This is a genomic window from Bacillus sp. CIS52, from assembly GCF_053545315.1.
The window spans coordinates 1065497-1091047 of record NZ_JBIUFR010000001.1; the positions used below are offsets into that span (position 1 = coordinate 1065497).

Below are 25551 nucleotides of genomic sequence, written 5' to 3' on the forward strand. Positions count from 1 at the left end.
TTTATATACGTCTTGTCAGCTTATGAAACGGGCTGAGCCGTTCCTGCCGTCCTTCTGATTTATCCGTCAGCTGTAATCCCTCTGCCAAAACATTCGCCATGCTCATCACAAGATGAAGCCTCGTATTCTGCAGGACAAAATACTCCATAAACCCGCTGACATTGACGATTCCATTAATATGAACGTCACCGATCTCAGGAAGGTCTTTTTGAACACCGGCTCCGGGCTTCAGCGGTCCATCGCCGATTTGAAATGATCCTACGCTTTTAACACGGCCTAAACAAGCGTCAACCGCTATAATAAACGGATTTTTATGTATATGTTGAATATGTTTCAGTTTGTCTTTCATATTTACGGCGTGAACGGGGTCTGACAGTGTTCCGTAAACGTGTAATCTGTCTAACTTCATGTTTTCTAACTTTGTTCCCACAAGCGGACCTAATGAATCTCCGGTTGATCGATCTGTACCGATACACACGGTGACTAACGGCCTGCCGCCTGCTTTACGTAAAGATGAAGCAAGGATCGCTTGTATTTGATTCGCGGCAGAGGAATCCGTATGGGACACATATTGTTTTGCCCGTTCCTGAGAAAAAAGCCCGCCTTTTCGATTCATAGGGTTCACTTCCTTGTCATGTCATACGAGTATTACACTGATGTTTGTGGTGATGTATGGTTGTTTACAGTATATCCAGCACTGTCTTTTTTTATGCTTATGTCATAATCAATCTGCCGGGTAAAAAAATGAACCTGAAGCTGTTGTTCTTCAAGTTCATGAAAGGTATAAGACCATATGATCTACATCGACATATTGTTGGTGATCTAATTTCAGCGCTCTTTTTTCTGTAGAGAAGAGGATAAAACCTAACTGAGCGTAGAGTTTTTTTGCAGGTTCATTGGTTGAAGTAACCGAGAGGTGGAGCTGTTCCGTATCTTTCATCTTTTTTGCTTGGCTGATGGCTTCAGTCATTAAGGCTTTTCCTGCGCCTGATCCTCGATGTTTAGGAGAAACATACATAGAACCGATAACCGCAATGTGTCTTAGTTTATAAAGCGGATGATTGGATATTTTAATGATGCCTATAAGACTGCCTTTCTCAATGGCGCCAAGCACTATAGCATTGTCGGCTTCAAGCCTGGCTTTGAATTTTTCGGGCGGCCATTCTTTCTCCTCATCATAGCTGACCGCAAATGCGTCCGGGTGATCTTTTAATGCTTTGAGCCTGATGCTGGAGTAAAGCTGGGTGTCACTTGCGGTTAAACGCCTGATATACATGATTTGAGCTCCTTACATGAATGAATTTTCTGAGTAGTCAATCATCTTCATCGTACCATATTTGTCCCGTTTGTATGAATGATTGCCGCTGTCGCTCAATATAGTAGCAATATGCGGAGATTATCAGAAATTTTATGAGGTGATAAGGTTGTGGAGAGCCGGAATGAGGTGGATGCTGCTCATACTAAGCAGCCAGATTGGAGCCGGGTATGCAAGCGGGCAGGAAATATGGCAGTTTTTCGGTGTTGAAAGCGGACTGGCCATTGTATTGTTTACAGTCATGTTCACCATTTCGGCTTATATTGTGCTGAAGATCAGCTATCAGGTCCAATCAACGCACTTTTTACCTGTGCTTGAGCATTTGATGGGGCCGGCTCTTGCCAAAATCTATGATATTCTTATCATGTTTTATTTATTTTCAACGACGACGGTCATGATTGCCGGCGGCGGTGTGACGCTGCAAATGTACAAGCTGCCGTTTTGGATCGGTATTTTTCTTCTTTGCATTGTGACCATCTGTTTATTCTTTTGGGATATAAAAGGAATATTATCTCTGAATAGCATTTTGATACCGATTCTTGTAGCGGGGCTGTTATATGCATTGATCTTTTTTCAGACAACCCATCACTATACGTGGACGATAGATTTAACCCGTCAATATAATTGGCCGGCAAGCATTACCTTTACGTCATTAAACATCCTTTCTGTTGTGGCGGTTCTTTCTTCTGTCGGGAAGGATATGAAAGGACTTGGGGAAGCGAAAATCGCCAGTGTTATCAGCGGGCTGATTTTCGGTGTGATTTCATTTGTCTACAATGAAACGCTTGTACAGCTCTCAGGCAGTCTCACACATTATGAGATTCCTCTCTTTGCCGTACTTGAAGGTGCTCCTTACCCGTTGTTTCTTTGTATGACAGCCGTGCTTTTTTTAGCCATTTATACCACAACCGTGACTGGTCTGTTCGGGCTGTCCAGCCGCATGCTTGTTTTTGTGAAATTGCCGAGATGGACGCTTGTTCTTCTTCTTTTAGCTGTGATGGTGCCTTTTACGACAATCGGTTTTTCAGATTTAATCGCCATTTTGTATCCCATTTACGGGCTTTTAAGTCTTTATTTGCTGGTATGTCTTCTTCTTTACCCTGTATTAGGGAGATGGAAAAAAGTATAATGCTCATTTTGAGTGAGGCCGTTGCTCTTATCCTGACTTTTTTTGTACAATGAATAAAGCAGTCTATGGAGAGAGGTGAAGGGTCTTGGCGGATAAAGACTTTGGCCTGAATGATATTGTTGAAATGAAGAAGCCGCACCCTTGCGGTGAAAACAGGTGGAAAATCATTCGGATGGGAATGGATATTCGGATCAAATGCACGGGTTGTTCCCACAGTGTCATGATTCCGAGAAGAGATTTTGAGAGAAAGCTGAAAAAAGTACTCGTCAAGCATGAGGAGCCTACATCATAAAGGCTGACGCTCATGCTTTTTCATATAGAGGAGAGGAAGAGGCAAGATGAGCAAAGTGCATCAGTCAGCGTGTCCGCTGAATTGCTGGGACAGCTGCGGCTTTTTGGTGGCAGTTGAGGATGGAAAAGTGACGAAAGTAGACGGAGACCCGAGTCACCCCATCACAGAAGGAAAAATTTGCGGCCGGGGCAGAATGCTGGAGACGAAAACGAATGCACCGGAGCGGCTTCGTTTTCCTTTAAAAAAGAAAGACGGCGAATTTGTCCGCATTTCCTGGGAACAGGCGTTAGATGAAATTGCGGAAAAAATGGCGGAGATTAAGGAAACGCTGGGCACTGCCGCTGTGCTGCACAGTCATGATTATGCCAATAACGGTCTTTTGAAAGCGCTCGACCAGCGTTTTTTCAATGGATACGGCGGTGTGACAGAGATTGCGGGCAGCATTTGCTGGGGGTCCGGAATTGAGGCGCAGCGCTGGGATTTCGGCCGTTCTTACGGGCATGGACCGCTTGATATTTATCACAGCAAGCATGTGATCGTATGGGGCAGAAACGTGTCACGGACGAATATGCACCTTTATCATCATTTGCAGCAGGTGAAGAAAAAAGGAGCGACACTGACGGTCATTGACCCTATTTTTAACCCGACTGCAAAGCTTGCCGACCGGTATATCTCCGTTAAACCCGGAATGGATGGCTGGCTTGCGGCGGGTGTTTTGAAAATATTATGCCAAACCGGCAGAACGGATGCCGATTTCATTCAAAAGCATTCGATCGGTTTTGAAGAAATAGAAAAGCTGCTGCACACGATTTCTTTGGATGAGATCATTGAGAAAACCGAAACGTCTTTAGAAGTGCTTGAATATCTTGCTGATCTATATGCTGACGGTCCCGCTTCTACTTTTATGGGTCTTGGGATGCAGAGATATAAAAACGGCGGCGGGACGATACGCTGGATTGACGCTCTAGCGGCAGCGAGCGGAAATGTCGGTATTAAAGGCGGCGGAGCCAACTTTGGAAATGTCCAAGTCGGTGAAAGCTTTGCAAAGACCGAACTCACCCGTCCTGACCTGAAGAAAAACACGAGAACGTTTTCGATGATGACACAGGCCGAAGAGGCGCTGAACGCAGCCGACCCGCCGATTGAGATGATTATCGTGACGTGCGGCAATCCGCTGACACAGGTGCCGAATACAAAAAAAGTGAAGGAAGCGTTTGAAAAAACACCGGTCACAGTGGCCATTGATTCGGTCATGACCGATACGGCGAAGCTCTGTGACTATGTATTGCCGACGGCCGTTGTTTTTGAAGAAGAAGATATTTATTACTCCAGCATGTACCATCACTATGTTCAGTATGGCAGAAAGCTTGCGGAACCGCAGGGAGAGGCGAAATCAGACCGCTGGATCTGGACGGAGCTCGCCAAGCGTCTCGGATTCGGAGAGCTGTTTGATTACAGTACGGAAGATTTTTTGAAAATGGGGCTCTCTTCTTTGGAGAAAGAAGGAATCACCCTTGAGCGATTAAAGGAAAAAGGCCATATGCCGCTTCCGGTCAAACAGGTTCCGTGGAATGATTTCCAATTTTTAACCCCGAGCGGAAAGTTTGAATTCGTCTCGTCATTGGCAGAACAGAAAGGATACAGCGGCCTCCCTCAATTAGAAGTGCCGGAAGAATCCGTTTATCACGACGCCGGGCTGGCCGGGAAATATCCGTATACGCTGCTGTCCATTCACCCGCAGCGCTCCAATCATTCACAGCACGTGCCGTTTATTGAAAAGCTTCAGCAGATTCAGGTGGATCTGTCGCCGGATATCGCCGAGGAGCTTTCACTTCAAGACGGAGATATGGCAGAGGTATACAATGACCGCGGACGTCTGCGCGGCAGGGTGAAAATCATGAAGCAGGCTCACCCGAAGACGGTGAATATAGATGAAGGCATGTGGTCGGCATTCGGAGGCTCGGTCAACATGCTTACAAAAGATTCAAATTCCGATAATGGAATGGGAAGTACGCTTTTTGACTGTCTGGTAGCGGTTGAAAAAGGATAATCTAAGGAGAGAGAGGGCGGGAAATGCTTTTTTCTCAGCTTGTCTTTTCCTATGAACCTCCTTATAATTGCTCTAGGTTTACAATACGTTTAATACGATGATGGTTTGATATAGAGGAGATGAAAGAATGGCTTTAACTGCTGGAATTGTCGGTTTGCCGAATGTGGGAAAATCGACGTTATTTAATGCAATTACCCAGGCTGGTGCCGAATCAGCCAACTACCCGTTCTGTACAATTGATCCGAACGTGGGAATCGTGGAAGTGCCTGATGAACGTCTGCAAAAGCTGACTGAATTGGTGAACCCGAAAAAAACGGTACCGACTGCGTTTGAATTCACTGATATCGCGGGGATCGTAAAAGGCGCATCTAAAGGTGAAGGGCTGGGAAATAAGTTTCTTTCTCATATCCGTCAGGTAGACGCGATCTGTCACGTTGTACGGGCATTCGCTGATGACAATATTACGCACGTGTCAGGGAAAGTCGATCCGATTGATGATATTGAAACGATCAATCTTGAATTGATTCTTGCCGACATGGAGACAGTCGAAAAACGCATCACACGGGTAAGCAAGCTTGCGAAGCAAAAAGACAAAGAAGCGGTTTTTGAATTTGACATTCTGTCTAAATTAAAAGAAGCTTTCGAACAAGAAAAGCCTGCACGTTCCGTTGAATTTACGGAAGAACAGCAAAAGCTTGTGAAGCAGCTTCATTTGCTTACGTCAAAACCCGTGCTTTATGTGGCGAATGTTAGCGAGGATGAAGTGGCTGATCCTTCAGACAATGAATACGTTGCGAAAATCCGTGAGTACGCCGCGGGTGAAAATGCCGAAGTCATCGTCGTCTGCGCGAAAATCGAGTCTGAAATTGCTGAATTGGAAGGCGAAGAAAAGCAAATGTTCCTAGAAGAGCTCGGCATTGAAGAGTCAGGCCTCGATCAGCTGATTAAAGCGTCATACTCTCTTCTCGGCCTCGCGACATACTTTACGGCGGGCGAACAGGAAGTGCGCGCTTGGACATTCAGAAAAGGCATGAAAGCTCCTGAGTGTGCGGGTATCATCCATACTGACTTTGAACGCGGCTTTATCCGCGCTGAAACGGTTGCTTATGAAGACCTCTTGGCAGGCGGCGGAATGTCAGGAGCCAAAGAAGCCGGAAAAGTGCGTCTGGAAGGTAAGGAATATATCGTCCAAGACGGAGATGTCATTCATTTCCGATTTAATGTATAGGACACAGTTGTAAAGGGACAAGAGCTTTGGTATAATATAAACTTGTGAGTAATAGAATTATTGCTCCTTGCCCATTTAAGGGCCGCTTAGACCAAAAGGAGGTGCAAACAGATGAAAAAGTACGAAGTTATGTACATTATCCGTCCAAACATTGACGAAGAGTCAAAGAAGGCAGTTATCGAGCGTTTCAACAACGTTTTGACTTCTAACGGAGCGGAGATCACTGGAACAAAAGATTGGGGTAAACGTCGTCTTGCTTACGAAATCAACGATTTCCGTGACGGTTTCTACCAAATCTTAAACGTTCAGTCTGAAGCTGCAGCGGTTGCTGAATTCGACCGTTTAGCTAAGATCAGTGACGATATCATTCGCCACATCGTTGTTAAAGAAGAAGAATAAGCAATTTGAAATATATAATGTTAAAAGGTGGTCTTTCATATGCTTAACCGAGTTGTATTAGTCGGAAGACTGACAAAAGACCCAGAGCTTCGTTATACGCCAAGCGGTGCGGCTGTCGCCACGTTTACTCTTGCTGTGAATCGTACTTTCACGAACCAGTCCGGAGAACGTGAAGCCGATTTCATTAATTGTGTCACTTGGAGAAGACAAGCCGAAAACGTTGCAAACTTTCTTAAAAAAGGAAGCCTTGCCGGCGTAGACGGCCGACTCCAGACAAGAAATTATGAAAATCAGCAGGGACAGCGTGTCTTCGTGACAGAAGTCCAAGCTGAAAGTGTTCAATTTCTTGAGCCTAAAAACAGCGGCGGTTCTGGATCAGGCGGATACAACGAAGGAAACAGCGGCGGAGGCCAATACTTTGGCGGAGGCCAAAATGATAATCCGTTCGGCGGAAATCAGAACAGCCAGAGACGAAATCAAGGGAACAGCTTTAATGATGATCCATTTGCCAACGACGGCAAGCCGATTGACATCTCGGATGATGATCTTCCGTTCTAATAGATTATCGCTATATTCATAACAAGAAAGGTGGGAAATGACAATGGCAGGAGGACGCAGAGGCGGTCGTGCGAAACGCCGTAAGGTTTGTTACTTCACTTCTAACGGCATTACGCACATCGATTACAAAGATGTAGATCTTCTTAGAAAGTTTGTTTCTGAGCGTGGTAAAATCTTACCTCGCCGTGTAACTGGAACAAATGCGAAATACCAACGTAAATTGACTATCGCGATCAAACGCGCACGTCAAATGGCTTTACTTCCATACGTAACTGGCGAGTAAGCCGAAAGAAAAGAGCAAGAGCCTGCGGGCTCCTGCTCTTTTTTTATTATTCCGTCCCCATCCTGCCGAAATGTTTCACATGAAACATGGAAGGGCTTCTTACATCCGTCTTTGTTATCTTGCTCGCCTATTCAAATATGCGTACTTATAAAATGAATTTGTTTATACTGAAGAACAGGGGGTGACTGAGATGGAAACGGAAAGAAATATCCTGACAGATGAGAAGTGGAACGCAATCATACACAATGATGTTTCCTATGACGGGGTATTTTATTATGCAGTAAAAACGACGGGGATTTTCTGCCGCCCTTCTTGTAAATCGAGAGTTCCGAATAAGGAAAACGTACTGGTGTTTGATACGGCTGAAGCAGCGATAAAGAGACATTTTCGTCCTTGTAAAAGGTGCCGGCCAAACGGCCTTCGTCTCCCAGATGAAGAATGGGTTGCGCAAATCACTGAGTACATTGACGGCCATTATCACGAACCCCTGACTCTGAGCATATTGGCAGATATGTGTCACGGCAGCCCTTATCATTTACAGCGGACATTTAAAAAAATCAGAGGGATATCTCCGATTGAGTATATACAGAAAAAAAGACTCGCGAAGGCGGGGGATCTTTTAATGCATACTGATAAGACGGTTATGGAGATCGCTCTGACTGTCGGATTTCCAAACACAGCGCATTTTGCGACCCTTTTCAAAAAGAGAACCGGAAGTTCGCCCACAGAATACAGAAAAACTGCCGGAACGAGACAGGGAGGGTCATTATGAGTAAAGAGACGATGATCTATTGGACACGCTTCACGTGGAATGATTGGCGACTGTATACAGCCGCTACTTCTAAGGGGCTTTGCTTCATAGGTTCAAATCATGGTAACTTTGAAGAACTTGTGCAGTGGGCAGGAAAAGCCATGCCGGAATACCGATTGGTGCGTGATGATGAAAAACTGGCGCCTTACACAGCAGAGCTGTCCGAGTACATCAAAAATGGCAGATCGGTATTTTCCGTCCCGCTCGATCTTTATGGGACGGAATTTCAGCTTGCTGTATGGAAAGCGCTTATGGACATACCGTACGGCGAGATATACTCCTATTCGGATATAGCAGAAATGATCCGGAAACCGTCAGCCGTAAGAGCCGTGGGCGCCGCAATCGGGAAAAATCCGGTATTGATTACGGTTCCGTGCCATCGTGTCATCGGGAAAAACGGAAAACTGACCGGATTCAGAGGCGGTTTAGAAATGAAAAAACAGCTGTTGGCATTAGAGGGCAGGCACAATAAAACATGGAAATAGACACATGCTGAATGTTAATACCGGCTGAGCCGGCGGGAGGGAACACATGAAACTGATTTCTTGGAATGTAAACGGCTTGCGTGCCGTGATGAAAAAAAGAGATATCAATACTTACGTTCAGGAAACGAAAGCCGATATTTTATGCCTGCAAGAAACAAAAGTACAGGACGGACAAGTATCATTACAGCCTGAAGGATATCACGCCTATTGGAACTATGCGGTGAAAAAAGGCTACTCGGGCACGGCTGTTTTCTCGAAAGAAGAGCCGCTGCACGTGTCCTATGGGTTGGGAATTGACAGCCATGATCAAGAAGGACGGGTGATCACGCTTGAATTTGAGCATGTGTTCGTCGTCAACTGCTACACGCCAAATGCCAAACGCGGATTAGAGCGAATTGATTACCGTCTTCAATGGGAAGCGGATTTTAAGGATTATCTGCAGAAGCTTGACCGGAAGAAGCCCGTGATCTTATGCGGCGATTTGAATGTCGCACACAGGGAGATAGACTTGAAAAATCCAAAAGCCAACCGAAAGAACGCCGGTTTCTCGGATCAGGAGCGGGAAGCGTTCAGCGCTCTGCTGAACGCGGGATTTACCGACTCGTTCCGCTATTTATATCCCGATCAGGAAGGCGCGTATTCCTGGTGGTCTTACAGGACGAATGCACGCGAGAAAAATATCGGCTGGCGGCTCGATTATGTTATTGTTTCAGACAGGCTGAAGCACCGGATCAGCCAAGCGGCCATTTGTGCCGATATCATGGGTTCTGACCATTGCCCTGTTGAAATGACAGTGGATTTATGATGAGATAGCAGTAAGAGAAATCCACTCTTGCTGCTTTTTTATTATCGAAAATGGAGGAGCACATGGCAAATATAAAAGAGATTGCGAAACTGGCGAATGTGTCGGTGGCCACCGTATCACGCGTGTTAAACCAACACCCGTATGTATCTGAGGAGAAAAGGCGTCTTGTGAATCAAGTAATGAAGGAGCTGGATTATACTCCTAATCGAACTGCCATTGATCTGATTCGCGGAAAGACCAATACGATCGGCGTAATATTGCCGTACAGTGACCATCCCTGCTTTGACAAAATTGTAAACGGTATCACGAAGGAAGCATTTGCTCATGATTACGTGACAACCCTTCTCCCCACCAACTATGACCCCGCTATAGAGATGACGTATTTCGAACTTCTGAAAATGAAAAAGATTGACGGGCTGATTGTCACCTCCCGCGCGAATGAATGGGAAACAGCCGTGCCTTACCTTGAATACGGCCCCATTGTCGCTTGTGAATATACACAGCACGAAGAGATTCCCTGCGCTTATAACGACAGGCAGGCGGCTTACAGAGAGAGCTTTATGTATTTGAAAAACCGCGGGCATCAAGACGTTGCTTTTACATGTGTGCGGGAAGCGGAAAAAAGCCCGAGTACGGCCGACAAGGTAAATGCATATAAGGCGGTTTTCGGTTCTCTGGATGAAACCCGCATTATGGTCGGTTGCCATGATATGGACGATGGAAAGCGTGCGGGTGAGCATCTCTGGGGTTTCAGCAAGCCGCCGACGGCCGTCTATGCGCACAGTGATGATGTGGCTGCCGGCTTGTACCAATTTGCGAAAGAACAGAAATGGGACGCGGAGATCATCGGTGAAGGAAATTTAAGCGTTAGCCGGGTTTTGAATATTCCATCCCTGGAACTTCATTTAGAACGTGTCGGAAAAGAAGCATTTTTGCTGTTTTTGCACGGAGAAACGGCTAAAAAACAAATTATGCATCAATTTCAGAGGAAAAAGTCTTGAGCTGAAATGGATTTCATGCCTTATAACTAGATTGAGGAAAAAAGGGAGGCGGACATATGCGAATTGAACATGCAGCGATATGGGTCAAAGATTTAGAACGGATGAAAGAATTTTATGAGAAATACTTCGGGGCAAAGGCCAATGACCTTTACCATAATGAGAAAAAGGATTTCAAATCGTACTTTCTGTCATTTGACTCCGGATGCAGGCTGGAACTTATGAAAAAAGGAGGCATTGATGAAACTCCGTCACAGAATATGACCGGATGGGCGCATCTCGCATTTTCTACAGGCAGCAAGGAGCGGGTGAATGAACTGACGGAGACGTTTAAAAATGACGGATTTCAGGTTGTAAGCGGCCCGCGCGTAACGGGTGACGGATATTATGAGAGCGTGATAGAGGATGGGGAAGGCAATTTGATAGAAATCACAGTGTAACAGTGCGGGATGAACCCGCACTGTTTTATTGATTATATTTGCTGTGCATTTGTTTTCGGGCCGAAGAGGATTAACAGAACGGAACATAGAAGCCAGCAGCCGCCGATGAACAAGAAGACACTGATGTATCCGAGTTTTACGGCAATAAATCCGACGAGCAGGGAACCGAATATGTTGGAAAAACGGCCGAGCCCGTACGCCAGCCCGCTGCCCGCCGAACGATATTCCGTCGGATACGGCTCTGATGTGTATGCGTATAAATTTGAGGTGAAAACCCGTTCCGTGACGTTGACGACAAATCCAAACACAATAATCATCACGGGAATAAATGTCATGCCGTACAACAGTCCGGCAATGGCAGTCAGAAAAGCGCTTGCGGCCAGAATCCATTTCCTTTGGAACGTTTCGGATATCATGGATCCGAGCAACGCGCCAAGCGGGGCGCCGACAGAGTGAAGCACATTGTACCACAGCGTTTTTTCCATGGTGATGCCGTTGCTTTTCAGCAGGCTGGGCACCCATGAGGCAAAGCCGTAAAAGCCAAAGGTTTCAAGAATCCATACTGCAGACAGGATGATGGTGATCTTTAAATTCCTGCCCTGAAACAGCCCTAAGTAGCCGGCGTGCTTCACTGTATGTACTTCTGCTGCTTCTTTTGGCGCGGGGAGCGGACCTTTTTCTTTCTCTACGCGGGCTTCAAGCCGATTCATAATGGCGTCTGCCTGATCATATGCCCCCCGATTTTCGTGCCAGCGCGGCGATTCCTCAAGCCGGCGGATAAAAAAGAAATAAATGAGACCGGCCGCGCCCCATACAAAAACGAGCCGCCATCCCCATGAGCCTAACGGAATGACAAAAGCGGATACGACGTTTGTCACGGGAACGCCGATTAAGCCGATCATGGCGCAAAAGGAGATGTATTTTCCCCGAACGGAGGATGGGAAGAATTCCGCCAAGTAGCTGTTAGTGACAATCATGGCGGCCGCGACGCCGAGACCTGTCAAAAACCTAAAAATCATTAAGGAAGGAATGTCCCATGCCAGCGCATTCAGAAAAGATGAGATCGAAAAGATAAGAACAAAACAATTCAGCGCTTTTTTCCTGCCGATCCGATCGGACAGCCTGCCGCCGAGCGAGGCGCCTAAAAACATGCCCAGGAAGGATGCAGCCGTGATGTCGGCAATGGTGGACAGCTTCACGCCCCAATGCTCAATCAGCGCAGGAGCGACGTTGCTGAGCGTAAACAGATCAGCGAGATCGAAAAAATAGATGATTCCGAGAGCGGTTAATACTTGATAGTGCACACGCGAAATGGGGAGACGGTCTAATCGGTTCGCCACATTTGAGAATGTCTGATGTTTCATAAAAAACCCCCTGACTTGGCAAAATGTAATCAGAAAATACTGTAAATTTATCTGACAAATACATTATAAAGGTCTTTTTATGGCAAAAACAGAGTGCAAATAACCAGAGCCGAAGGAAACGGCATAGCGCTTTCTTCTTAAAAATATATAACATTTTCTATATCTGATTCTGTTTATATTGTAAAATGTTGAAGGAAAGGAAGTTGATGCATAAAAATGAATATGTTTATAAGGCCCGCAGAAGGAAGAAATAGTGTGTGGAGATATCTCCTTTCTCTGTTGGTCATTGCGGGTTTGTTCTTTTTTGGAAGCATATTGACCGTGTTTTATATGTTTCTCACGTCCGAGTTCAATCCTTCATTGACGATAGATTGGGATGAAGCGGCATTAAGTGACCCGCTGGCGGATATTTATTTACAGCATATCGTCTATTTCATAGCCATCCCGGGCATTTGGATAGCGGTTCGTTTCATTATGAAACGGCGGTTTTTATCCATCATTACACCGAATCAGTCGCTGAACTGGAAGCGGATTTTCTTTGGATTCGGCACTTACTTTTTGTTGATATTTATGGCGGGTCTGATTGATTTTTCAATCCATCCGGATCGCTTCTCGCTTCAGGAATTCCATGCTTCACGCTTTCTGCTGCTGTTAGCGGCAGCCATCTTTTTGGTGCCGATTCAAACCTCTGCGGAGGAATTTCTCTTTCGGGGTTTTCTGCTTCAGTTCGCTGGAAAACTGACAGCAAATGCGGTGGTTTTGACTGTCATCGTCGGCGGATTATTCGGCGCACTTCATTTCGGAAATCCGGAGATGGAAAACGGGGCGCTCTGGGCGGGAATCGGATATGTCACCATCGGCATGATCTGGACCTTTATCACGATTAAAACAGGCAGTCTGGAGATGTCCTTGGGCGGTCACGCTGCCAATAATATGTTTTTATTTATCTTTCTCACAGAGGATCATTCGGTGTACAGCGGTATTCCGTCGCTATTTGCAACAGCTGCCGGCGGCTATGAAATATTTGATTGCATATCGACTCTGGTGATTAATATCATCTTCGCATGGCTCGCGTTCCGTTTTGTGAAAAAAGAAAAGCAGCAGGCCGCCTAGGCTCTGCTGCTGATTTGTAATGTGTTCATCGCTTCATCAATATCCGTCGTCGGCCTGCGGCAGGTAAAATTTTCACAAATGTAAACCGTCGTTTTACCGTCAATCATTTGATAACCCGCGGCAAAATCAGAAATGCCTGCAAGCTCTGACGGATGTTCCGCGGCGAGAATCGTATAAGCGGGAGTGAAATGTTCCTGAAGCGCCTCAATGAAACGCTTTCTGTCCGGATCATCTTTGCTTCCGAACACAACGATTTCTTTTTGCGGCATTGTATACGCCAGTACGCTTTGCATGAAGAAAGCGTTGCTGCTCGGGTAGGCCTCTATTTCCCGTTTGAAAACAGAAAACATGGCTTCAGCTTTTTCGATCAGTGATACATCACCCGTCAGGCGGCCGAGGCGAAGCAGCTGGACGGCAGCCGCGCTGTTTCCGGAAGGCACGGCTCCGTCATAAACTTCTTTTTCCCTGACAAGAAGAGTCTCGGCGTCATTCCCCGTAAAGAAGAAACCTCCGTGTCCTTCATCCCAGAACAGATCCAGCATGCTTGTACATAACGTTTTCGCTTTTTGCAGATAAGACGCATCAAAATCCGCTTCATACAGGTCAAGGTAAGCCCAAATGAGAAAAGCGTAATCATCGATAAATCCTTTGTTTTTCACTTCGCCCTCACGGTAGCGGACCATGACGCGCCCGTCCGGCATGAGGTGACGTTCGAGAAAGCGGATCGCTGTTTCAGCCATGCTGAGAAAGTCCGGCTCGTGAAATACCTTTGCGGCTTTTGCCAGCCCGGCAATCATGAGCGCGTTCCATGAGGTCAGCACTTTGTCATCTGTGTGCGGATAGCTTCTGTTTTCCCGCGCCTCCAGCAATTTTTTTCTTGCGCCTTCAAGACGTTCGGTCAGCTCATGTCCGGTGAGGCCGGTCTCTTCGAGGATGGCCTCACGCCGCGTGAAAATAAGGTTCGGGATGTTTTCTCCTTCGAAATTGCCTTGATCTGTGATGTTATATACTTTGCAATAAAGCGAGCCGAGTTCATCACCGAGAAGATCCATGATTTCTTTTTTTGACCATATGTAATATTTCCCCTCACGGCCTTCGGTATCAGCGTCTAAGGCTGAGAAAAAGCTGCCGTCTTCATGCATCATTTCCCGCTGAATAAATGTCACGATCTGCATCGCAACCTGTTTGTAGCGCTCATTGCCCGTGACTTGATAGGCTTCGGTATATGCGGTCAGGAGAAGGGCGTTGTCATACAGCATTTTCTCAAAGTGCGGCACGAGCCATTCATTATCAGTCGAGTAGCGGGCAAAGCCGAACCCGATGTGGTCAAAAATACCGCCGTTCGCCATGCCGTCGAGTGTCTTGGTTACGCCTGCCAATGCCTGTTCCTTACCCGTATAGCTGTAGTAGCGAAGCAGAAACATGAGCATATGCGGCATCGGAAACTTCGGAGCCTGGCCGAACCCGCCGTACACCGTGTCAAACCCGCCGGCCAGCTGGCGATACGTGTCATGAACCGCCTGTTCGCCAAGTATGCCCTCAGCCGGGTGAACCTTGACTTCAAGATGAGCGGCGGCGTTTTCGGCAATATCCTCGACATGCTGCCGATCGTTTGCAAACGTTTCGGACAGATGTTCAAGCACATCGATAAAGCCAGGGCGGTTAAATTTGCTCGTCTTCGGAAAATACGTCCCCGCATAAAACGGCTTCTGATCAGGTGTGATGAACACATTCAGCGGCCACCCGCCCTGCCCCGTCATCAGCTGGCAGATTCTCATATACACGGAATCCACATCAGGCCGCTCCTCACGATCAACCTTGATGGCTATAAATTTATCATTTAGAATACCGGCGATCTCTTCGTCCTCAAAGGACTCGTGAGCCATTACGTGACACCAGTGACAAGTCGAATAGCCGATGCTGACAAGAACCGGCTTGTTTTCGCGTTTCGCTTTTTCGAAGGCTTCTTCTCCCCAAGGGTGCCAGTTTACGGGGTTGTGGGCGTGTTGGAGGAGATATGGAGACTTCTCTGTGATTAAACTGTTGGGTTTGCTTTTATTTGGCATGGGATCATCCGCTTTCAATTTGTTTTTCATTCTTACTGTACCACAAGTATAAAATTAAATACTTTAAATATTTCCCCTTTCAAACGTGAAGGTGTTTTTCATTTATCCCATATTATGGGTTAGTCCCCACTGGTCTGCGACAGTTTTTTTGTGGTGTGTTCCGGAAAGAGTGGTTATGTTAAGTTACGTTGCAAATAAACAAATTACTAATTCTGTTCTTTTGTTAGCTTTGAGCTTTTGTGATATATGATTTAACTGAAGGAGATTATATGTATTGAATTGATTTAATAAACCTTTGGTGACGGCGGCCGACTTGGTTAAAGGAAAAGAAACAAAGTTGGAAGAGTAGACTTTATGTCTGCTCATTTTTTTGTGCTTAAAATCTGTCAAAAAACAATAATATTGAATAGCACATTTTTAGTAAAAGAAACATAAGTCCAATTCGTTAAGATCGTTTTTTCATATTCTATAAAAAAACTGGAGGTGTATTTTTTGTCAAGTTGGTACGAGGGATTAATCTAAGAGTTGCATAAGAAGCGAGATATAAAATAGATGAAATAGCCCGTCCATACACTTAATTCAGTGCAAGAATTCAAAGCAGCCGCTTGAGTCAAGAAATGAGTTGCTGTTTCGGAGAATATTGCAAAAAACTGAACTATATCCTGAAACTGTATTAACAATGTTATGCGTGTTGCCAACTCTAGTTACGGTAATGAGAGAATGGCTAGGTTCGCCGTTTTTACAGATTGAGCAAACTTGGCATTCCAATGCTGTTTTCCTTTTTTTGTCATTGAGGAAGAGGAGTGAATTGATCCAGTTCTTTCGGTTTGGAACCTCGGGAAACCACTTGATGGTTTTTAACAGTAACGAATGGAAAAAGTAAAAAAATTGGGCGTGTGAGAAAATAATTATTTATTCAAACAGATCCTGATATTCATAGTTAGTAAGCAGATCAAATGAGAGGAAGTGGTATGTTTGGTTGTTATCGTACGTGGAACATGCGTAGGAGTGTCATACCGAGCGAGCAGCGGAGCTTCATGCAGGAATGGCTATTGTGTTCATAACGGAAGATTGGTAGGTGGCGTCACAAGTATAACGAACAACACCATCAATGTAACCACAAGTGTTCAAAACACAAACTTGTCGGCTTATCAGGGCATTCTTCTCAGTCACTTAGCGGTTAATCCTATAACTGGTCAAGTCGCCCAGCAATATTTATTCATTAACAGAAACCGATTACAAAGTGTTAGAGTAACTCCTTATACGAAATATAGAGATGCCAATTGTCACCGGGAAAGCCATTATAATATACCTGACATCATTTATCCAGGTGAATGTGTCGGAATTAGGTTTTTTGTAAATAATCGTTATGAAATCAGTAATGGCAGATACCTATATTGGCAAGGGGCAACGAACCACTGTAGATTCAATGAACGCCCTCAGAGTACGAACAGAAGATATGTAAGACAGATCTGGTATTCTCATTGGATACTTAATCCAAATAATCCTGCGGATATTATTGATCAAAAAAAATCAAGAGGGCGAGGGGCTCCTGGAAATGAGCACCGAATTTATGTTTTTAAACTGAGAGATCCATTTAATGGCGAGATCATACCGGTAACTCCAATACTCTCTAATAGAAGGAATTTAAGAATTATTTATCATTAGGTATGACAGAGAGTTAATCTTTGAGGGGGGCCAGTGCAGAAAGGAATTCCTAAAAACAGGCATGCTGGTTCCCCTCTAATAAAAAAGAGAATTGTTTCTTACTAATAAATAATTTAAAGATAAATGTAAATTGGCAATGGTTCCGATTTTGGAACGGAAACGCATATGCGTTAAGAAAGAGCTTTATACACTTATTGTAACTTTCTAGTTATAGTGACACCAATGACAGTCGAATAGCCGATGCTGACAAGGATGGGCTTGTTTCGTGTTTTACTTTTTCACTGTTCCCTGCGTCTGCCTAATGATTGAAGCAGGCTCAAGAGGTAAATCAGTTTGAAATTATTTTTACATACATCCCCTCCTCAGCTTTTTTCTTAGCATTTTCGTTCATCGTTTTAATTTCTTTTGATAATGCAGAGGAAGCGATAAGTTTGTCATCATAGAATACAGACGGATCAATAATCCTCATTTTATTCTTACGATGCAAATGATAATCAGCCTTATCTTCTTTAACAATGACTCGTCGATGTAAGCGGCTAACAAGATTTTTAACATCCATATCCCCGGAAGAACGCAAGATGTCCATTACTTCTTCATCTGTTCCGAGCAGTGTGTTTATGTTAATGATTTCTTTATCCAAGGCGGTTTTTAAAGTCTTAGCCAAATAATCATAACCGTAAATATTAAGAGGATTCATAAAGAAATCAATAACCTCTTTATAATAAATTCTTACAAACCATTCAGCAGTTTTTATATCTTTTAAGTATATTTTTCCTTCTTTAATTATTAGATGATCTAAGAAATGATCAACTTCCTCCATTGTGATGTTTTTGTACCGATACATATCTCTTAAGGTATAATCGATTCTGTCAGCGCATAACTCAGGAGCTGGCTGTTCGAGCAAATTCCAATTAGAGTTGTCTAATAGAATGTCTTTGTAATTTAATCCATATGTACTGAGAATATGGGGGATTTCTGAATCAGTTATGATATGATGATAAATGTTTTCGTGATAATCCTCATTTTTATTGTTAAACACAAAATCAATAACGTGTGAAAATGCAGTATGAGATACATCGTGAAGTAAACCTGCGATTTGTTCTTCTAAAGAGCCGCCCAATTTTTTTATGAGAAGCATTACGCCTATGGAATGTTCATACCTCGTGACATTCCACTTTTGATTCACAACATAACTTGCTCCTCCTTGGTAAATACCTTTTAGTCTTTGTACTGGATGACTGAAAATAAGCTCTTCAAGAATTCCATCTACAACATAATCGCCATAAATACTATCTGTTATCTTCATTTTCCTTACACCCCTTTTATGCGCCAAGCATGGCAAAGAAGCTGCAACCTATCGCATCATGGATTTTCTTTCTTTTAATATTGATATACTTAACATATCACAATTCTGAAAAATTCAGTTAAGCCTGATTTTATTTGCTTCCAAATAGATAAAACACACCCCGACGACTGTAACTGTTCCGCCTAAAAGAGAAATAAAGGCGGGCGCTTCGCCTATCCAAAACCAGGAAATGAGTAAGGATAAAGCGGGTGTTGCGTAAAGTGAAATGGATGCTTCTGAAGCGCCGACGATTGAAGTGACGTATGCAAGTGCAAAGTATGGGATAACCGTTGGGGCGGCCATTTGTGACAAGCACCGGCTGCGAATACATTCCTTTTAGTTGTGGGTTTCAGGATAAGAAAAAAAGCCTTTATAGAAGGCTTTCGGTAAATAATTCATACAGCCGTTTTGCTGTTATTCGGTTAAACCAACTCTTTTGTCATTAAAACATGCGGGATACCGTCTTCCATAAATTCCGGTGAATCTGTCTGATATCCCAGTTTGTGATAAAAGCCTTCCGCTTGTGTTTGTCCATGCAGTTTACATTGGGTGATGCCTTTTTCTTTTATCATGTTTTCTAATTCGCGTATGATTACTTTGCCCAACCCGTATTTGCGGTAAGGCTTCAGGATGCAGATTCGTTCGAGCTTGCCTGTATGGTTTACGATGCGGACGCGTCCTGTGCCGGCAGGCTGATTTTCATGATAAACCAAGACATGCCCGCACTGTTCCTGAAGCGTATCAAACTGATCAAACTCATCGGATTCGGGTACTTGCTGTTCCTCAATGAATACTGCTTTTCTAATCTCGAGCGCTGCTTGTAAATCAATTTCCGTCGTTATTCTTTTTACCCTCATCATTAACCAATCCTTTTCACATATTAGTCTGGACTGCACGGCTTGCTTGTGGTCTTATAGAAGTAACGATAAAACAATTATATTGTAAATGCAACAAAAATACGAAGGGTTTGAAAAGATATGACTGATATTTTGCGGGAAATCGGCATGATTGCCCGGGCATTGGATTCCATCAGCAATATAGAATTTAAAGAATTAGACTTAACAAAAGGGCAGTATCTCTATCTTGTTCGTATATGTGAAAACCCGGGAATGATACAGGAAAAATTGGCGGAAATGATTAAAGTCGACCGAACAACAGCGGCGAGAGCGATAAAAAAACTGGAAATACAAGGGTTTATTGAAAAGCGTCCTGATGATCAAAATAAAAAAATAAAAAAACTGTTCCCGACCGAAAAAGGAAGAAAGGTTTATCCGTTATTGCAAAGAGAAGGAGAGCACTCTGCGGAAGTAGCCTTGGCCGGCTTTACATCTGAAGAAAAAGAAACCATTTTCAGCCTTCTTCAGCGGGTGAGAAAAAATATAGAACATGATTGGGAATATGTGAAGAAGGGAAACAAAAGGGATTATTAATGGATAATAATTCCTTTTACTATGTGGTGGTGTTTTGAATGATTAAAGCCGTAAATGGATACTTTATCTGTAAAATCACCTTCCTCGGTTCCTGCTTCACAATCGGCTGATCGGCTTATTTTTAACGAAAAGTATCAATTATGGTATATTTAAATAAGACAAAATAATTGAAGCGGGGAATGATATGAATACAATCGAAAAACAAAAACGCAAGAAATTCAGAGCAAAATCCATCGTACGGGCCATCATGGTCATCATCGGCGGTATCATTGCCGCGTATGGGCTGGAAACCGTATTGATTCCGAATAGTGTATCTGACGGCGGGGTGACCGGACTCAGCATTGTCGGTTCGCAGCTGTTTCATTTGCCTCTTGGGATCTTAATTGCGGTGATCAATATACCGTTTGTCTGGTTGGGATATAAGCAAATCGGGAAAGGCTTTGCGTTTCTATCCATTATCGGCATTGTCTCACTTGCCGCGGGTACAAGCTTTTTCCATCACACGCCGGCTATCATCGAGGGAGACACCCTGTTAATCACCGTTGTAGGCGGGATTATTCTCGGCTTGGGAATGGGCTTGGCACTGCGCAACGGCGGCGCATTAGACGGAATTGATATGCTGGCCGTGCTGCTGTCACGGAAATTGCCGTTCGGCACGAGCGACCTCATTTTATTTTTAAATATTTTTGTGTTTATTTTTGTTTCTTTTGTATTCGGGCTGCAAGGCGCTTTGCTTTCCGTGATTGCTTACTACATTGCGTCTAAGGTGATTCATGTGGTTGAGGAAGGCTTAAGCGGTTCGAAAACATTTCAGATTATCACCAACGAGCCTGCATTAATGGTCGAAACCATTCGTGAGGAATTAGGCCGAAGCGCTACGTATAAAGAAGCATACGGCGGTTTTTCTCATGAAAAATTCAAAGAAATTACATGTGTCATCAACCGTTTGGAAGAGACCAAACTGAAGGAAATTATTAATGACATTGATAAGCACGCCTTTGTAACGGTATATGATGTGGCTGAAGTAAAAGGCAGTAATTTCAGAAAAGTTCATAATCATTAAGAAGCGAGCTGCCGTTCACCGGCAGCTTTTTTTAAAAAGGAGAAAACACTTGCCAAAAAAGAATAACGGATGTATATTATTGATATATCAAACATTGACTAGTCAATTAATTGCGCAAAAGAAAGTAGGGATGGGTTTTGACAGCATGTTGTTCAGAGGAAGGCGAGATTTTATATCAGCTTCAATCACTGCATAAAGTAATCGGAGCGAAGTTTGAAGCGTGCACCGGAATCAGCCAATCCCGTCTTGAGCTTCTCGCCGTGCTCTTTCACGTCGACGAGATCAGTCAAAGCGATCTTCAGAAAAAGGTGAATATTGATGGGGCGGCTGTTACAAGACACTTGAAACAGCTTGAAACCAAAGAAATGGTCACAAGAAGGCGCAAACCTGAGGACAACCGCATTATACTTGTCCGGCTTACTGAACAGGGACGGGAGAGAATTGAGACTTCCAAAAAAGAGAAGGAGCGTTTCATAAAGGAAATGCTTGCCGGTGTCAGCGCGGAAGAACGCAGTATGTTAAAAAACGTATTATCGCAGATGCAGAATAATATAGAAAATATGAAAGCATAGGAGTGTATTACACATGAAAACAGAACTGAAAACAAACGACTTTATGGACATTATGAAAGGCCGCCGTTCCATTCGGAATTACGATCCGGCTGTAAAAATCAGCAAAGAAGAAATGACTCAAATCTTGGAAGAAGCAACGACAGCGCCGTCTTCAGTTAACGCGCAGCCATGGCGTTTCCTTGTCATTGACAGCCCTGAAGGAAAAGAAAAACTCGCGCCGCTTGCCAGCTTTAACCAAACACAAGTCAGCACATCATCTGCGGTGATCGCGGTTTTCGCAGATATGAACAGTGATGACTATTTAGAAGAAATTTATTCAAAAGCGGTCGAACTGGGTTACATGCCGCAGGAAGTAAAAGACAGACAAATCGCTGCGTTGACGGCACACTTTGAAAAACTTCCGGAGCAAGTGAACCGTGAAACGATTCTGATCGACGGAGGCCTCGTTTCCATGCAGCTGATGCTTACGGCACGCGCGCACGGCTATGACACAAACCCGATCGGCGGCTACGATAAAGAAAAGATCGCCGAGGTTTTCGGAATGGATAAAGAGCGTTATGTACCGGTCATGCTGTTATCAATCGGAAAAGCGGCGGACGAAGGATATGCTTCCTACCGTCTTCCTATCGAAACGATCGCACAATGGAAATAAGGTTGAAGTGAAGCTGAGGGGAGAGAGACAGTGGACATTATTGCAGCTGTTTTCGTCGGAATTGTAGCTTTAGAACATGTATTTATCATGATACTTGAAATGTTTTTTATCAATTCGAAGGCTGCCAAGCGGTCTTTCAAATTGCCGAAGCATTTAGAAAGTGATCGGAATGTGGCGGTCATGTTTGCAAATCAAGGTCTGTATAATGGATTTCTGGCTGCCGGCCTCATTTGGGGGCTGATCCTCGGAGCTGATCCGATTGGCCATATGATTCAATTGTTTTTCGTCATCTGCGTGGTCATCGCCGCTCTTTTCGGCGGCTTTACTTCAAACAAATCAATTATCGTAAAACAAGGACTTCCGGCTGTTTTAGCGCTTATTTTTCTTTTAGCGGCGTAGCAGACGGAGTGAGGGCTTCCTTCTCGGAAGCCCTCTTTTTTTATTCTGTTTTGAAGAACAGGTTCGGCCGCCGATGCGCGCAAGCATCGGCTTTTTTCGTCAGGACGGCATTGTTCAGCCGAAATGTTCAATCACATGCTGTTTGAACGTTTCAGCAACAGGAGATAAAAATCTGCCTTCTATCCAGGCGAGGCCGATCACGCGCTGGCATTTTGGCCAGCTGATGCGTATTTTTGAGAGGTTGCTTTGATCCAAGCCTTTTAAATCAGGCAGAATGGAAACACCGAGACCGGAGGCCGTGAAGCCGGCCGCAGTTGCCGCCTCTTCACTTTCGAACATAATCTTCGGATGGATATCCGCCTGTTCAAACAGCTGATCAGCCGTCATTCGAAGCGCATACCCCTCTTTCAGCAATATAAAAGGTTCTTCGGCGAGTTCGTCCAGGGTGACGGTTTCACGATGCGCCAGCCGATGTCCTTTCGGTACATATAAAAAGAGTTCCTCACTCCATAATTGCACCCATCGAATCGACTTTTCGGGTTTAGTGGACGCGAGAAGGCAGAGATCAAGCTTACCTTCTTTCAGCTGATCGAGCAGCCAATAGGAATGGTTTTGTCTTAATGTAATGCTGATCCCGGGGTGTTTTTGCTGAAAGGTCTTGATGACATCCGGAACGATGGCTGTCCCGAGTGTATGTAAAAATCCAAGTGAAACCTCTCCTTGATTCGGCTGCAATAAAGCCTGAATTTCCTCTCGGCCGTCAGTATACTCTTTCATCATGGTCTGAACCCGTTTTAAAAACATTGCTCCGTATTTGTTCAATGTAATCGAACGGCCCTGTCTGTCAAACAGCGGGACGCCTAAGTGGGTTTCCAATCGGGAAATTGAGCGGGAGAGTGCGGGCTGTGATATGGACAATAGCTTTGCGGCTTTTGTGACATGCTCAGTTTGTGCGAGCGTTTGGAAATATTCAAGCTGTTCCCATTCCATCAATCTCACCTCTTTCATTTTATTACTTATAGGCATTATAGATATATTTATTATGCATTATACATCATAAGGGGCAGGTGCCGGTATGGCAATGACATGTATGTACACAACCGAAAATCTGCCTTCGTTGTGCTATGAGCCAGGGTGTTTCATTATTTTTTTGCTGAAAGTTTCCTTTCTGCTTATAAAGACTAATAGATGGAGTGAACTCTGTTTTTTAAGAGAGCTGATCGGCAAATATGGTATGATTTACATAATCAGGGAGTGAAGCTTTTGGAGAAGATAATATGAAGAGGGCGTATTACTCTATTTTATACAGCCAGACCGCTATCAATTTAGGATTCTCACTTTATACAATGGCTGTTATCTTGTTTTTGTTTACAAAAACCGGTTCGACGGCGGCGGCCTCTCTCATGACGTTCGTCAGCATTGTATGTCGCGTATTGGGAAGCGCCGTTTTGCCGCTGGTCACCGGCCGGTTTACCCTTCGGTCTTTGTTGATCGGTTCTCAATTGATACAGGTGACACTGTTAGTCTGTTTGTTTTATGTAATCCAAGCTGGTTCATCGGCTTTCTTTTTTCTGCTGTTTTGTCTGGTCGGAGGAATTTCTTTTTGCAACGGCTGGTTCGCTCCGATAAAAAGCGCACTGATTGGAGAAATCATTCCTCCTGATCAAAGGGCGAAGGCGAACGGCTTATTATCTGCGGCGGATCAGACCGTTCAGTTTGCCGGATGGTCTCTGGGCGGTGTCATCATCGCGTTTTTGGGAGAAAGCTATACAATAATCATCACTGTAATGTTACTGGTTTCTTCGGTTTTGGGCATCATTCTGTTTCTTCAAGTACGAATGTGTGCGACGGCAGCAGTCAGGGAACGTTCACTTTTTGCAGATGCAGCAAGCGGCTGGGTGTATTTATTTCAGCAAAAACAGCTGCGGGCCCTGATAGTGATGGATGTGATCGAATCGTGGGCAGGCATGATATGGATCGGATCTGTGTCCTTAACTTATGTGCATGATGTCCTTCAAAAAGGAGAAGCGTGGTGGGGATATGTGAACGGAGCCTATTATGCAGGGACGATGATCGGCGGCTTGATCATCTATAGGTTATCCGGTAAGTTTCAGCGCAGCCTCATTCCGCTTATGCTGACGGGAGCCTTGGCATATGGAATGCTCACTTTTATTTATGGATTGACCAGCAGTGCCGTTCTGGCCCTTTTTCTGGTGCTGTGTATGGGGCCGGCTTGCGTATTAAGAGATCTGACGCAGGAAACCTTTCTTCAAAACATCACGACTGAACAGACACGGGTCAATATATTAGCGGCGAGATCAGCATTCATTCAATTGATCTTTATGTTTTCCATTATTGGAACGGGGATGATCTCGGATGTATTCGGCGTGCGGTTTATTTATATAAGCGCGGGGATTCTTTTATTATTTTCAGCCTTTATCGGGTTTTCTCAGCTGCAAATGAAGAAAACGGTACAGAGCCGCATGTAGCGTGGTATAATCAGGAACGTACGTTCTGTATCGAGAGAGGAGAGGGTTTTGTGGGGCATCTGGCACTGCAATTGTATGATTATCATCTTTGGGCAAATCAGCAAATATTCACCCGGCTTAAAGAGCTTCCGGAGGATGTGTACCGTAAAGAGATTCAAAGTGTCTTTCCGTCGATAGCCGGTGTATTGACCCATGTGTATCTGTCGGATAAGGGGTGGTTTGATGTGTTCTCCGGAGAGCGTCTGGAGGATACGCTGAAATCAGCTGAACAGCAACAAGAGGACATCTTGTCTAAAGAGATAGAAGAGCTGGAAGATCTATTTTTAGAATTATCAGACCGATATCAACTATTTTTGCAAAAGGAGGAAAATATCAATCTCTCCCTTGAAATAGAACATCCGTCAGGTGACATCATGAAAACCACGGCGGCCGATATGATTCTCCATGTTGTGAACCACGGAACGTATCATCGCGGGAATATCACAGCCATGCTCAGACAGATGGGGTATGCTTCTGTGCCGACGGATTACGGTATTTATTTATATATAAACAAAAAGTAAACAAGACAGCCAAGTCGGCTGCCTTGTTATATCCGTA

At 44.5% G+C, this 25551-nt stretch carries 27 protein-coding genes and 1 pseudogene; 20 read left to right on the forward strand and 8 right to left on the reverse strand.

The features are described from left to right. Position 1: 1 nt before the first annotated feature. Positions 2-616 carry a spore protease YyaC gene (gene yyaC / locus ACH32G_RS05005; protein ID WP_045925732.1) on the reverse strand — a complete coding sequence of 205 codons (615 nt, stop codon included), beginning with the start codon at positions 614-616 and terminating at the stop codon, positions 2-4. Between the two features lie 156 nt (positions 617-772). Further along, positions 773-1276, reverse strand: a complete 504-nt coding sequence (locus ACH32G_RS05010; RefSeq protein ID WP_045925733.1) for a GNAT family N-acetyltransferase — start codon at positions 1274-1276, stop codon at positions 773-775. A gap of 163 nt (positions 1277-1439) precedes the next feature. Between ACH32G_RS05010 and ACH32G_RS05015 the strand changes: the two genes are divergently transcribed. The 12 genes from ACH32G_RS05015 to ACH32G_RS05070 all read left to right on the forward strand — a co-directional run bounded on the left by ACH32G_RS05015 (position 1440) and on the right by ACH32G_RS05070 (position 10793). After that, on the forward strand, positions 1440-2444 hold the full coding sequence (locus tag ACH32G_RS05015; RefSeq protein WP_448814054.1) for a YkvI family membrane protein: 1005 nt from the start codon (positions 1440-1442) through the stop codon (positions 2442-2444). 85 nt (positions 2445-2529) lie between these two features. Next, the gene (locus ACH32G_RS05020) at positions 2530-2736 is read left to right on the forward strand and encodes a DUF951 domain-containing protein (RefSeq protein WP_004392973.1); all 207 of its coding nucleotides are present in this window, start codon (positions 2530-2532) and stop codon (positions 2734-2736) included. A 46-nt stretch (positions 2737-2782) separates the two neighbouring features. Beyond that, entirely contained in the window at positions 2783-4786 is a 2004-nt protein-coding gene (locus ACH32G_RS05025) for a molybdopterin-dependent oxidoreductase (RefSeq protein WP_448814055.1), read from the forward strand. Between the two features lie 127 nt (positions 4787-4913). Continuing rightward, entirely contained in the window at positions 4914-6014 is a 1101-nt protein-coding gene (gene ychF / locus ACH32G_RS05030) for a redox-regulated ATPase YchF (protein WP_045925735.1), read from the forward strand. A 111-nt stretch (positions 6015-6125) separates the two neighbouring features. Then, positions 6126-6413 (forward strand): 30S ribosomal protein S6, encoded by a 288-nt coding sequence (gene rpsF, locus ACH32G_RS05035; RefSeq protein ID WP_004392977.1) that lies wholly within the window; start codon positions 6126-6128, stop codon positions 6411-6413. 39 nt (positions 6414-6452) lie between these two features. Next, a complete protein-coding gene (ssbA, locus tag ACH32G_RS05040; RefSeq protein ID WP_047477329.1) occupies positions 6453-6971 on the forward strand; it encodes a single-stranded DNA-binding protein SsbA in 519 nt (172 codons plus the stop codon). Positions 6972-7014: 43 nt separating this feature from the next. Beyond that, positions 7015-7254, forward strand: a complete 240-nt coding sequence (gene rpsR / locus ACH32G_RS05045) for a 30S ribosomal protein S18 (protein ID WP_004392983.1) — start codon at positions 7015-7017, stop codon at positions 7252-7254. A gap of 190 nt (positions 7255-7444) precedes the next feature. Further along, complete coding sequence (locus ACH32G_RS05050; protein WP_188154212.1) at positions 7445-8026, forward strand: bifunctional transcriptional activator/DNA repair enzyme AdaA; 582 nt, start codon at positions 7445-7447, stop codon at positions 8024-8026. Next, positions 8023-8550 (forward strand): methylated-DNA--[protein]-cysteine S-methyltransferase, encoded by a 528-nt coding sequence (locus ACH32G_RS05055; protein ID WP_188154213.1) that lies wholly within the window; start codon positions 8023-8025, stop codon positions 8548-8550. Before ACH32G_RS05050 ends, ACH32G_RS05055 begins: the two co-directional genes overlap by 4 nt. A 46-nt stretch (positions 8551-8596) precedes the next feature. Further along, positions 8597-9355 carry an exodeoxyribonuclease III gene (gene xth / locus ACH32G_RS05060; RefSeq protein WP_016937327.1) on the forward strand — a complete coding sequence of 253 codons (759 nt, stop codon included), beginning with the start codon at positions 8597-8599 and terminating at the stop codon, positions 9353-9355. Between the two features lie 62 nt (positions 9356-9417). After that, on the forward strand, positions 9418-10356 hold the full coding sequence (locus tag ACH32G_RS05065) for a LacI family DNA-binding transcriptional regulator (protein ID WP_188154214.1): 939 nt from the start codon (positions 9418-9420) through the stop codon (positions 10354-10356). 56 nt (positions 10357-10412) lie between these two features. Continuing rightward, complete coding sequence (locus ACH32G_RS05070) at positions 10413-10793, forward strand: VOC family protein (protein ID WP_016937329.1); 381 nt, start codon at positions 10413-10415, stop codon at positions 10791-10793. A gap of 32 nt (positions 10794-10825) precedes the next feature. On the opposite strand, the gene ACH32G_RS05075 is transcribed toward ACH32G_RS05070, so the two are convergent. After that, a complete protein-coding gene (locus ACH32G_RS05075) occupies positions 10826-12157 on the reverse strand; it encodes an MFS transporter (protein ID WP_045925741.1) in 1332 nt (443 codons plus the stop codon). Positions 12158-12373: 216 nt separating this feature from the next. Between ACH32G_RS05075 and ACH32G_RS05080 the strand changes: the two genes are divergently transcribed. After that, positions 12374-13270, forward strand: a complete 897-nt coding sequence (locus ACH32G_RS05080) for a CPBP family intramembrane glutamic endopeptidase (protein ID WP_448814056.1) — start codon at positions 12374-12376, stop codon at positions 13268-13270. Here the strand turns inward: ACH32G_RS05080 and ACH32G_RS05085 are convergent. The 4 genes and pseudogenes from ACH32G_RS05085 to ACH32G_RS05100 all read right to left on the reverse strand — a co-directional run bounded on the left by ACH32G_RS05085 (position 13267) and on the right by ACH32G_RS05100 (position 19206). Further along, the gene (locus ACH32G_RS05085; RefSeq protein ID WP_448814280.1) at positions 13267-15336 is read right to left on the reverse strand and encodes a thioredoxin domain-containing protein; all 2070 of its coding nucleotides are present in this window, start codon (positions 15334-15336) and stop codon (positions 13267-13269) included. The genes ACH32G_RS05080 and ACH32G_RS05085 overlap by 4 nt on opposite strands. Positions 15337-17332: 1996 nt before the next feature. After that, positions 17333-18310 (reverse strand): HD domain-containing protein, encoded by a 978-nt coding sequence (locus ACH32G_RS05090; protein WP_448814057.1) that lies wholly within the window; start codon positions 18308-18310, stop codon positions 17333-17335. A gap of 114 nt (positions 18311-18424) precedes the next feature. After that, positions 18425-18643 (reverse strand): annotated as a pseudogene (locus ACH32G_RS05095) (EamA family transporter); the annotation flags it as partial. Positions 18644-18771: 128 nt separating this feature from the next. Further along, the gene (locus tag ACH32G_RS05100) at positions 18772-19206 is read right to left on the reverse strand and encodes a GNAT family N-acetyltransferase (protein WP_045925747.1); all 435 of its coding nucleotides are present in this window, start codon (positions 19204-19206) and stop codon (positions 18772-18774) included. Positions 19207-19326: 120 nt separating this feature from the next. Here ACH32G_RS05100 and ACH32G_RS05105 point away from each other — a divergent pair, with 120 nt between their 5' ends. From ACH32G_RS05105 to ACH32G_RS05125, 5 genes are all read left to right on the forward strand, one after another. Then, complete coding sequence (locus tag ACH32G_RS05105; RefSeq protein ID WP_045925748.1) at positions 19327-19779, forward strand: MarR family winged helix-turn-helix transcriptional regulator; 453 nt, start codon at positions 19327-19329, stop codon at positions 19777-19779. Positions 19780-19963: 184 nt separating this feature from the next. Further along, positions 19964-20842 (forward strand): YitT family protein, encoded by an 879-nt coding sequence (locus tag ACH32G_RS05110; protein ID WP_049627730.1) that lies wholly within the window; start codon positions 19964-19966, stop codon positions 20840-20842. A 137-nt stretch (positions 20843-20979) separates the two neighbouring features. Next, positions 20980-21414, forward strand: a complete 435-nt coding sequence (locus tag ACH32G_RS05115; protein ID WP_016937339.1) for a MarR family winged helix-turn-helix transcriptional regulator — start codon at positions 20980-20982, stop codon at positions 21412-21414. A gap of 13 nt (positions 21415-21427) precedes the next feature. Then, positions 21428-22066: a nitroreductase family protein gene (locus ACH32G_RS05120; RefSeq protein WP_004393039.1), complete on the forward strand. Its 639-nt coding sequence runs from the start codon at positions 21428-21430 to the stop codon at positions 22064-22066. Between the two features lie 30 nt (positions 22067-22096). After that, positions 22097-22465, forward strand: coding sequence for a DUF1304 domain-containing protein (locus ACH32G_RS05125; protein ID WP_016937340.1), 369 nt, complete (start codon positions 22097-22099; stop codon positions 22463-22465). A gap of 114 nt (positions 22466-22579) precedes the next feature. Here ACH32G_RS05125 and ACH32G_RS05130 read toward each other — a convergent pair whose 3' ends face one another. After that, positions 22580-23455 (reverse strand): LysR family transcriptional regulator, encoded by an 876-nt coding sequence (locus ACH32G_RS05130; protein WP_047477340.1) that lies wholly within the window; start codon positions 23453-23455, stop codon positions 22580-22582. A 287-nt stretch (positions 23456-23742) separates the two neighbouring features. On the opposite strand from ACH32G_RS05130, the gene ACH32G_RS05135 reads away from it, so the two are divergent. Beyond that, positions 23743-24954, forward strand: a complete 1212-nt coding sequence (locus tag ACH32G_RS05135) for an MFS transporter (RefSeq protein WP_448814058.1) — start codon at positions 23743-23745, stop codon at positions 24952-24954. 50 nt (positions 24955-25004) lie between these two features. Beyond that, positions 25005-25514, forward strand: a complete 510-nt coding sequence (locus ACH32G_RS05140; protein WP_047477345.1) for a DinB family protein — start codon at positions 25005-25007, stop codon at positions 25512-25514. Positions 25515-25551: the final 37 nt, after the last annotated feature.

Excerpts from the sequence above, each read along its gene's own strand:
- rpsF (WP_004392977.1), top strand. The coding sequence starts at position 6,126 with ATGAAAAAGTACGAAGTTATGTACATTATCCGTCCAAACATTGACGAA.
- ACH32G_RS05015 (WP_448814054.1), top strand. The coding sequence starts at position 1,440 with ATGAGGTGGATGCTGCTCATACTAAGCAGCCAGATTGGAGCCGGGTAT.
- ACH32G_RS05105 (WP_045925748.1), top strand. The coding sequence starts at position 19,327 with ATGACTGATATTTTGCGGGAAATCGGCATGATTGCCCGGGCATTGGAT.
- ACH32G_RS05110 (WP_049627730.1), top strand. The coding sequence starts at position 19,964 with ATGAATACAATCGAAAAACAAAAACGCAAGAAATTCAGAGCAAAATCC.
- ACH32G_RS05055 (WP_188154213.1), top strand. The coding sequence starts at position 8,023 with ATGAGTAAAGAGACGATGATCTATTGGACACGCTTCACGTGGAATGAT.
- ACH32G_RS05075 (WP_045925741.1), bottom strand. The coding sequence starts at position 12,157 with ATGAAACATCAGACATTCTCAAATGTGGCGAACCGATTAGACCGTCTC.
- ychF (WP_045925735.1), top strand. The coding sequence starts at position 4,914 with ATGGCTTTAACTGCTGGAATTGTCGGTTTGCCGAATGTGGGAAAATCG.
- yyaC (WP_045925732.1), bottom strand. The coding sequence starts at position 616 with ATGAATCGAAAAGGCGGGCTTTTTTCTCAGGAACGGGCAAAACAATAT.
- ACH32G_RS05090 (WP_448814057.1), bottom strand. The coding sequence starts at position 18,310 with ATGAAGATAACAGATAGTATTTATGGCGATTATGTTGTAGATGGAATT.
- ACH32G_RS05135 (WP_448814058.1), top strand. The coding sequence starts at position 23,743 with ATGAAGAGGGCGTATTACTCTATTTTATACAGCCAGACCGCTATCAAT.
- ACH32G_RS05065 (WP_188154214.1), top strand. The coding sequence starts at position 9,418 with ATGGCAAATATAAAAGAGATTGCGAAACTGGCGAATGTGTCGGTGGCC.
- ACH32G_RS05010 (WP_045925733.1), bottom strand. The coding sequence starts at position 1,276 with ATGTATATCAGGCGTTTAACCGCAAGTGACACCCAGCTTTACTCCAGC.
- rpsR (WP_004392983.1), top strand. The coding sequence starts at position 7,015 with ATGGCAGGAGGACGCAGAGGCGGTCGTGCGAAACGCCGTAAGGTTTGT.
- ACH32G_RS05025 (WP_448814055.1), top strand. The coding sequence starts at position 2,783 with ATGAGCAAAGTGCATCAGTCAGCGTGTCCGCTGAATTGCTGGGACAGC.
- ACH32G_RS05070 (WP_016937329.1), top strand. The coding sequence starts at position 10,413 with ATGCGAATTGAACATGCAGCGATATGGGTCAAAGATTTAGAACGGATG.
- ACH32G_RS05120 (WP_004393039.1), top strand. The coding sequence starts at position 21,428 with ATGAAAACAGAACTGAAAACAAACGACTTTATGGACATTATGAAAGGC.
- ACH32G_RS05080 (WP_448814056.1), top strand. The coding sequence starts at position 12,374 with ATGAATATGTTTATAAGGCCCGCAGAAGGAAGAAATAGTGTGTGGAGA.
- xth (WP_016937327.1), top strand. The coding sequence starts at position 8,597 with ATGAAACTGATTTCTTGGAATGTAAACGGCTTGCGTGCCGTGATGAAA.
- ACH32G_RS05100 (WP_045925747.1), bottom strand. The coding sequence starts at position 19,206 with ATGAGGGTAAAAAGAATAACGACGGAAATTGATTTACAAGCAGCGCTC.
- ACH32G_RS05050 (WP_188154212.1), top strand. The coding sequence starts at position 7,445 with ATGGAAACGGAAAGAAATATCCTGACAGATGAGAAGTGGAACGCAATC.
- ssbA (WP_047477329.1), top strand. The coding sequence starts at position 6,453 with ATGCTTAACCGAGTTGTATTAGTCGGAAGACTGACAAAAGACCCAGAG.
- ACH32G_RS05085 (WP_448814280.1), bottom strand. The coding sequence starts at position 15,336 with ATGCCAAATAAAAGCAAACCCAACAGTTTAATCACAGAGAAGTCTCCA.
- ACH32G_RS05130 (WP_047477340.1), bottom strand. The coding sequence starts at position 23,455 with ATGGAATGGGAACAGCTTGAATATTTCCAAACGCTCGCACAAACTGAG.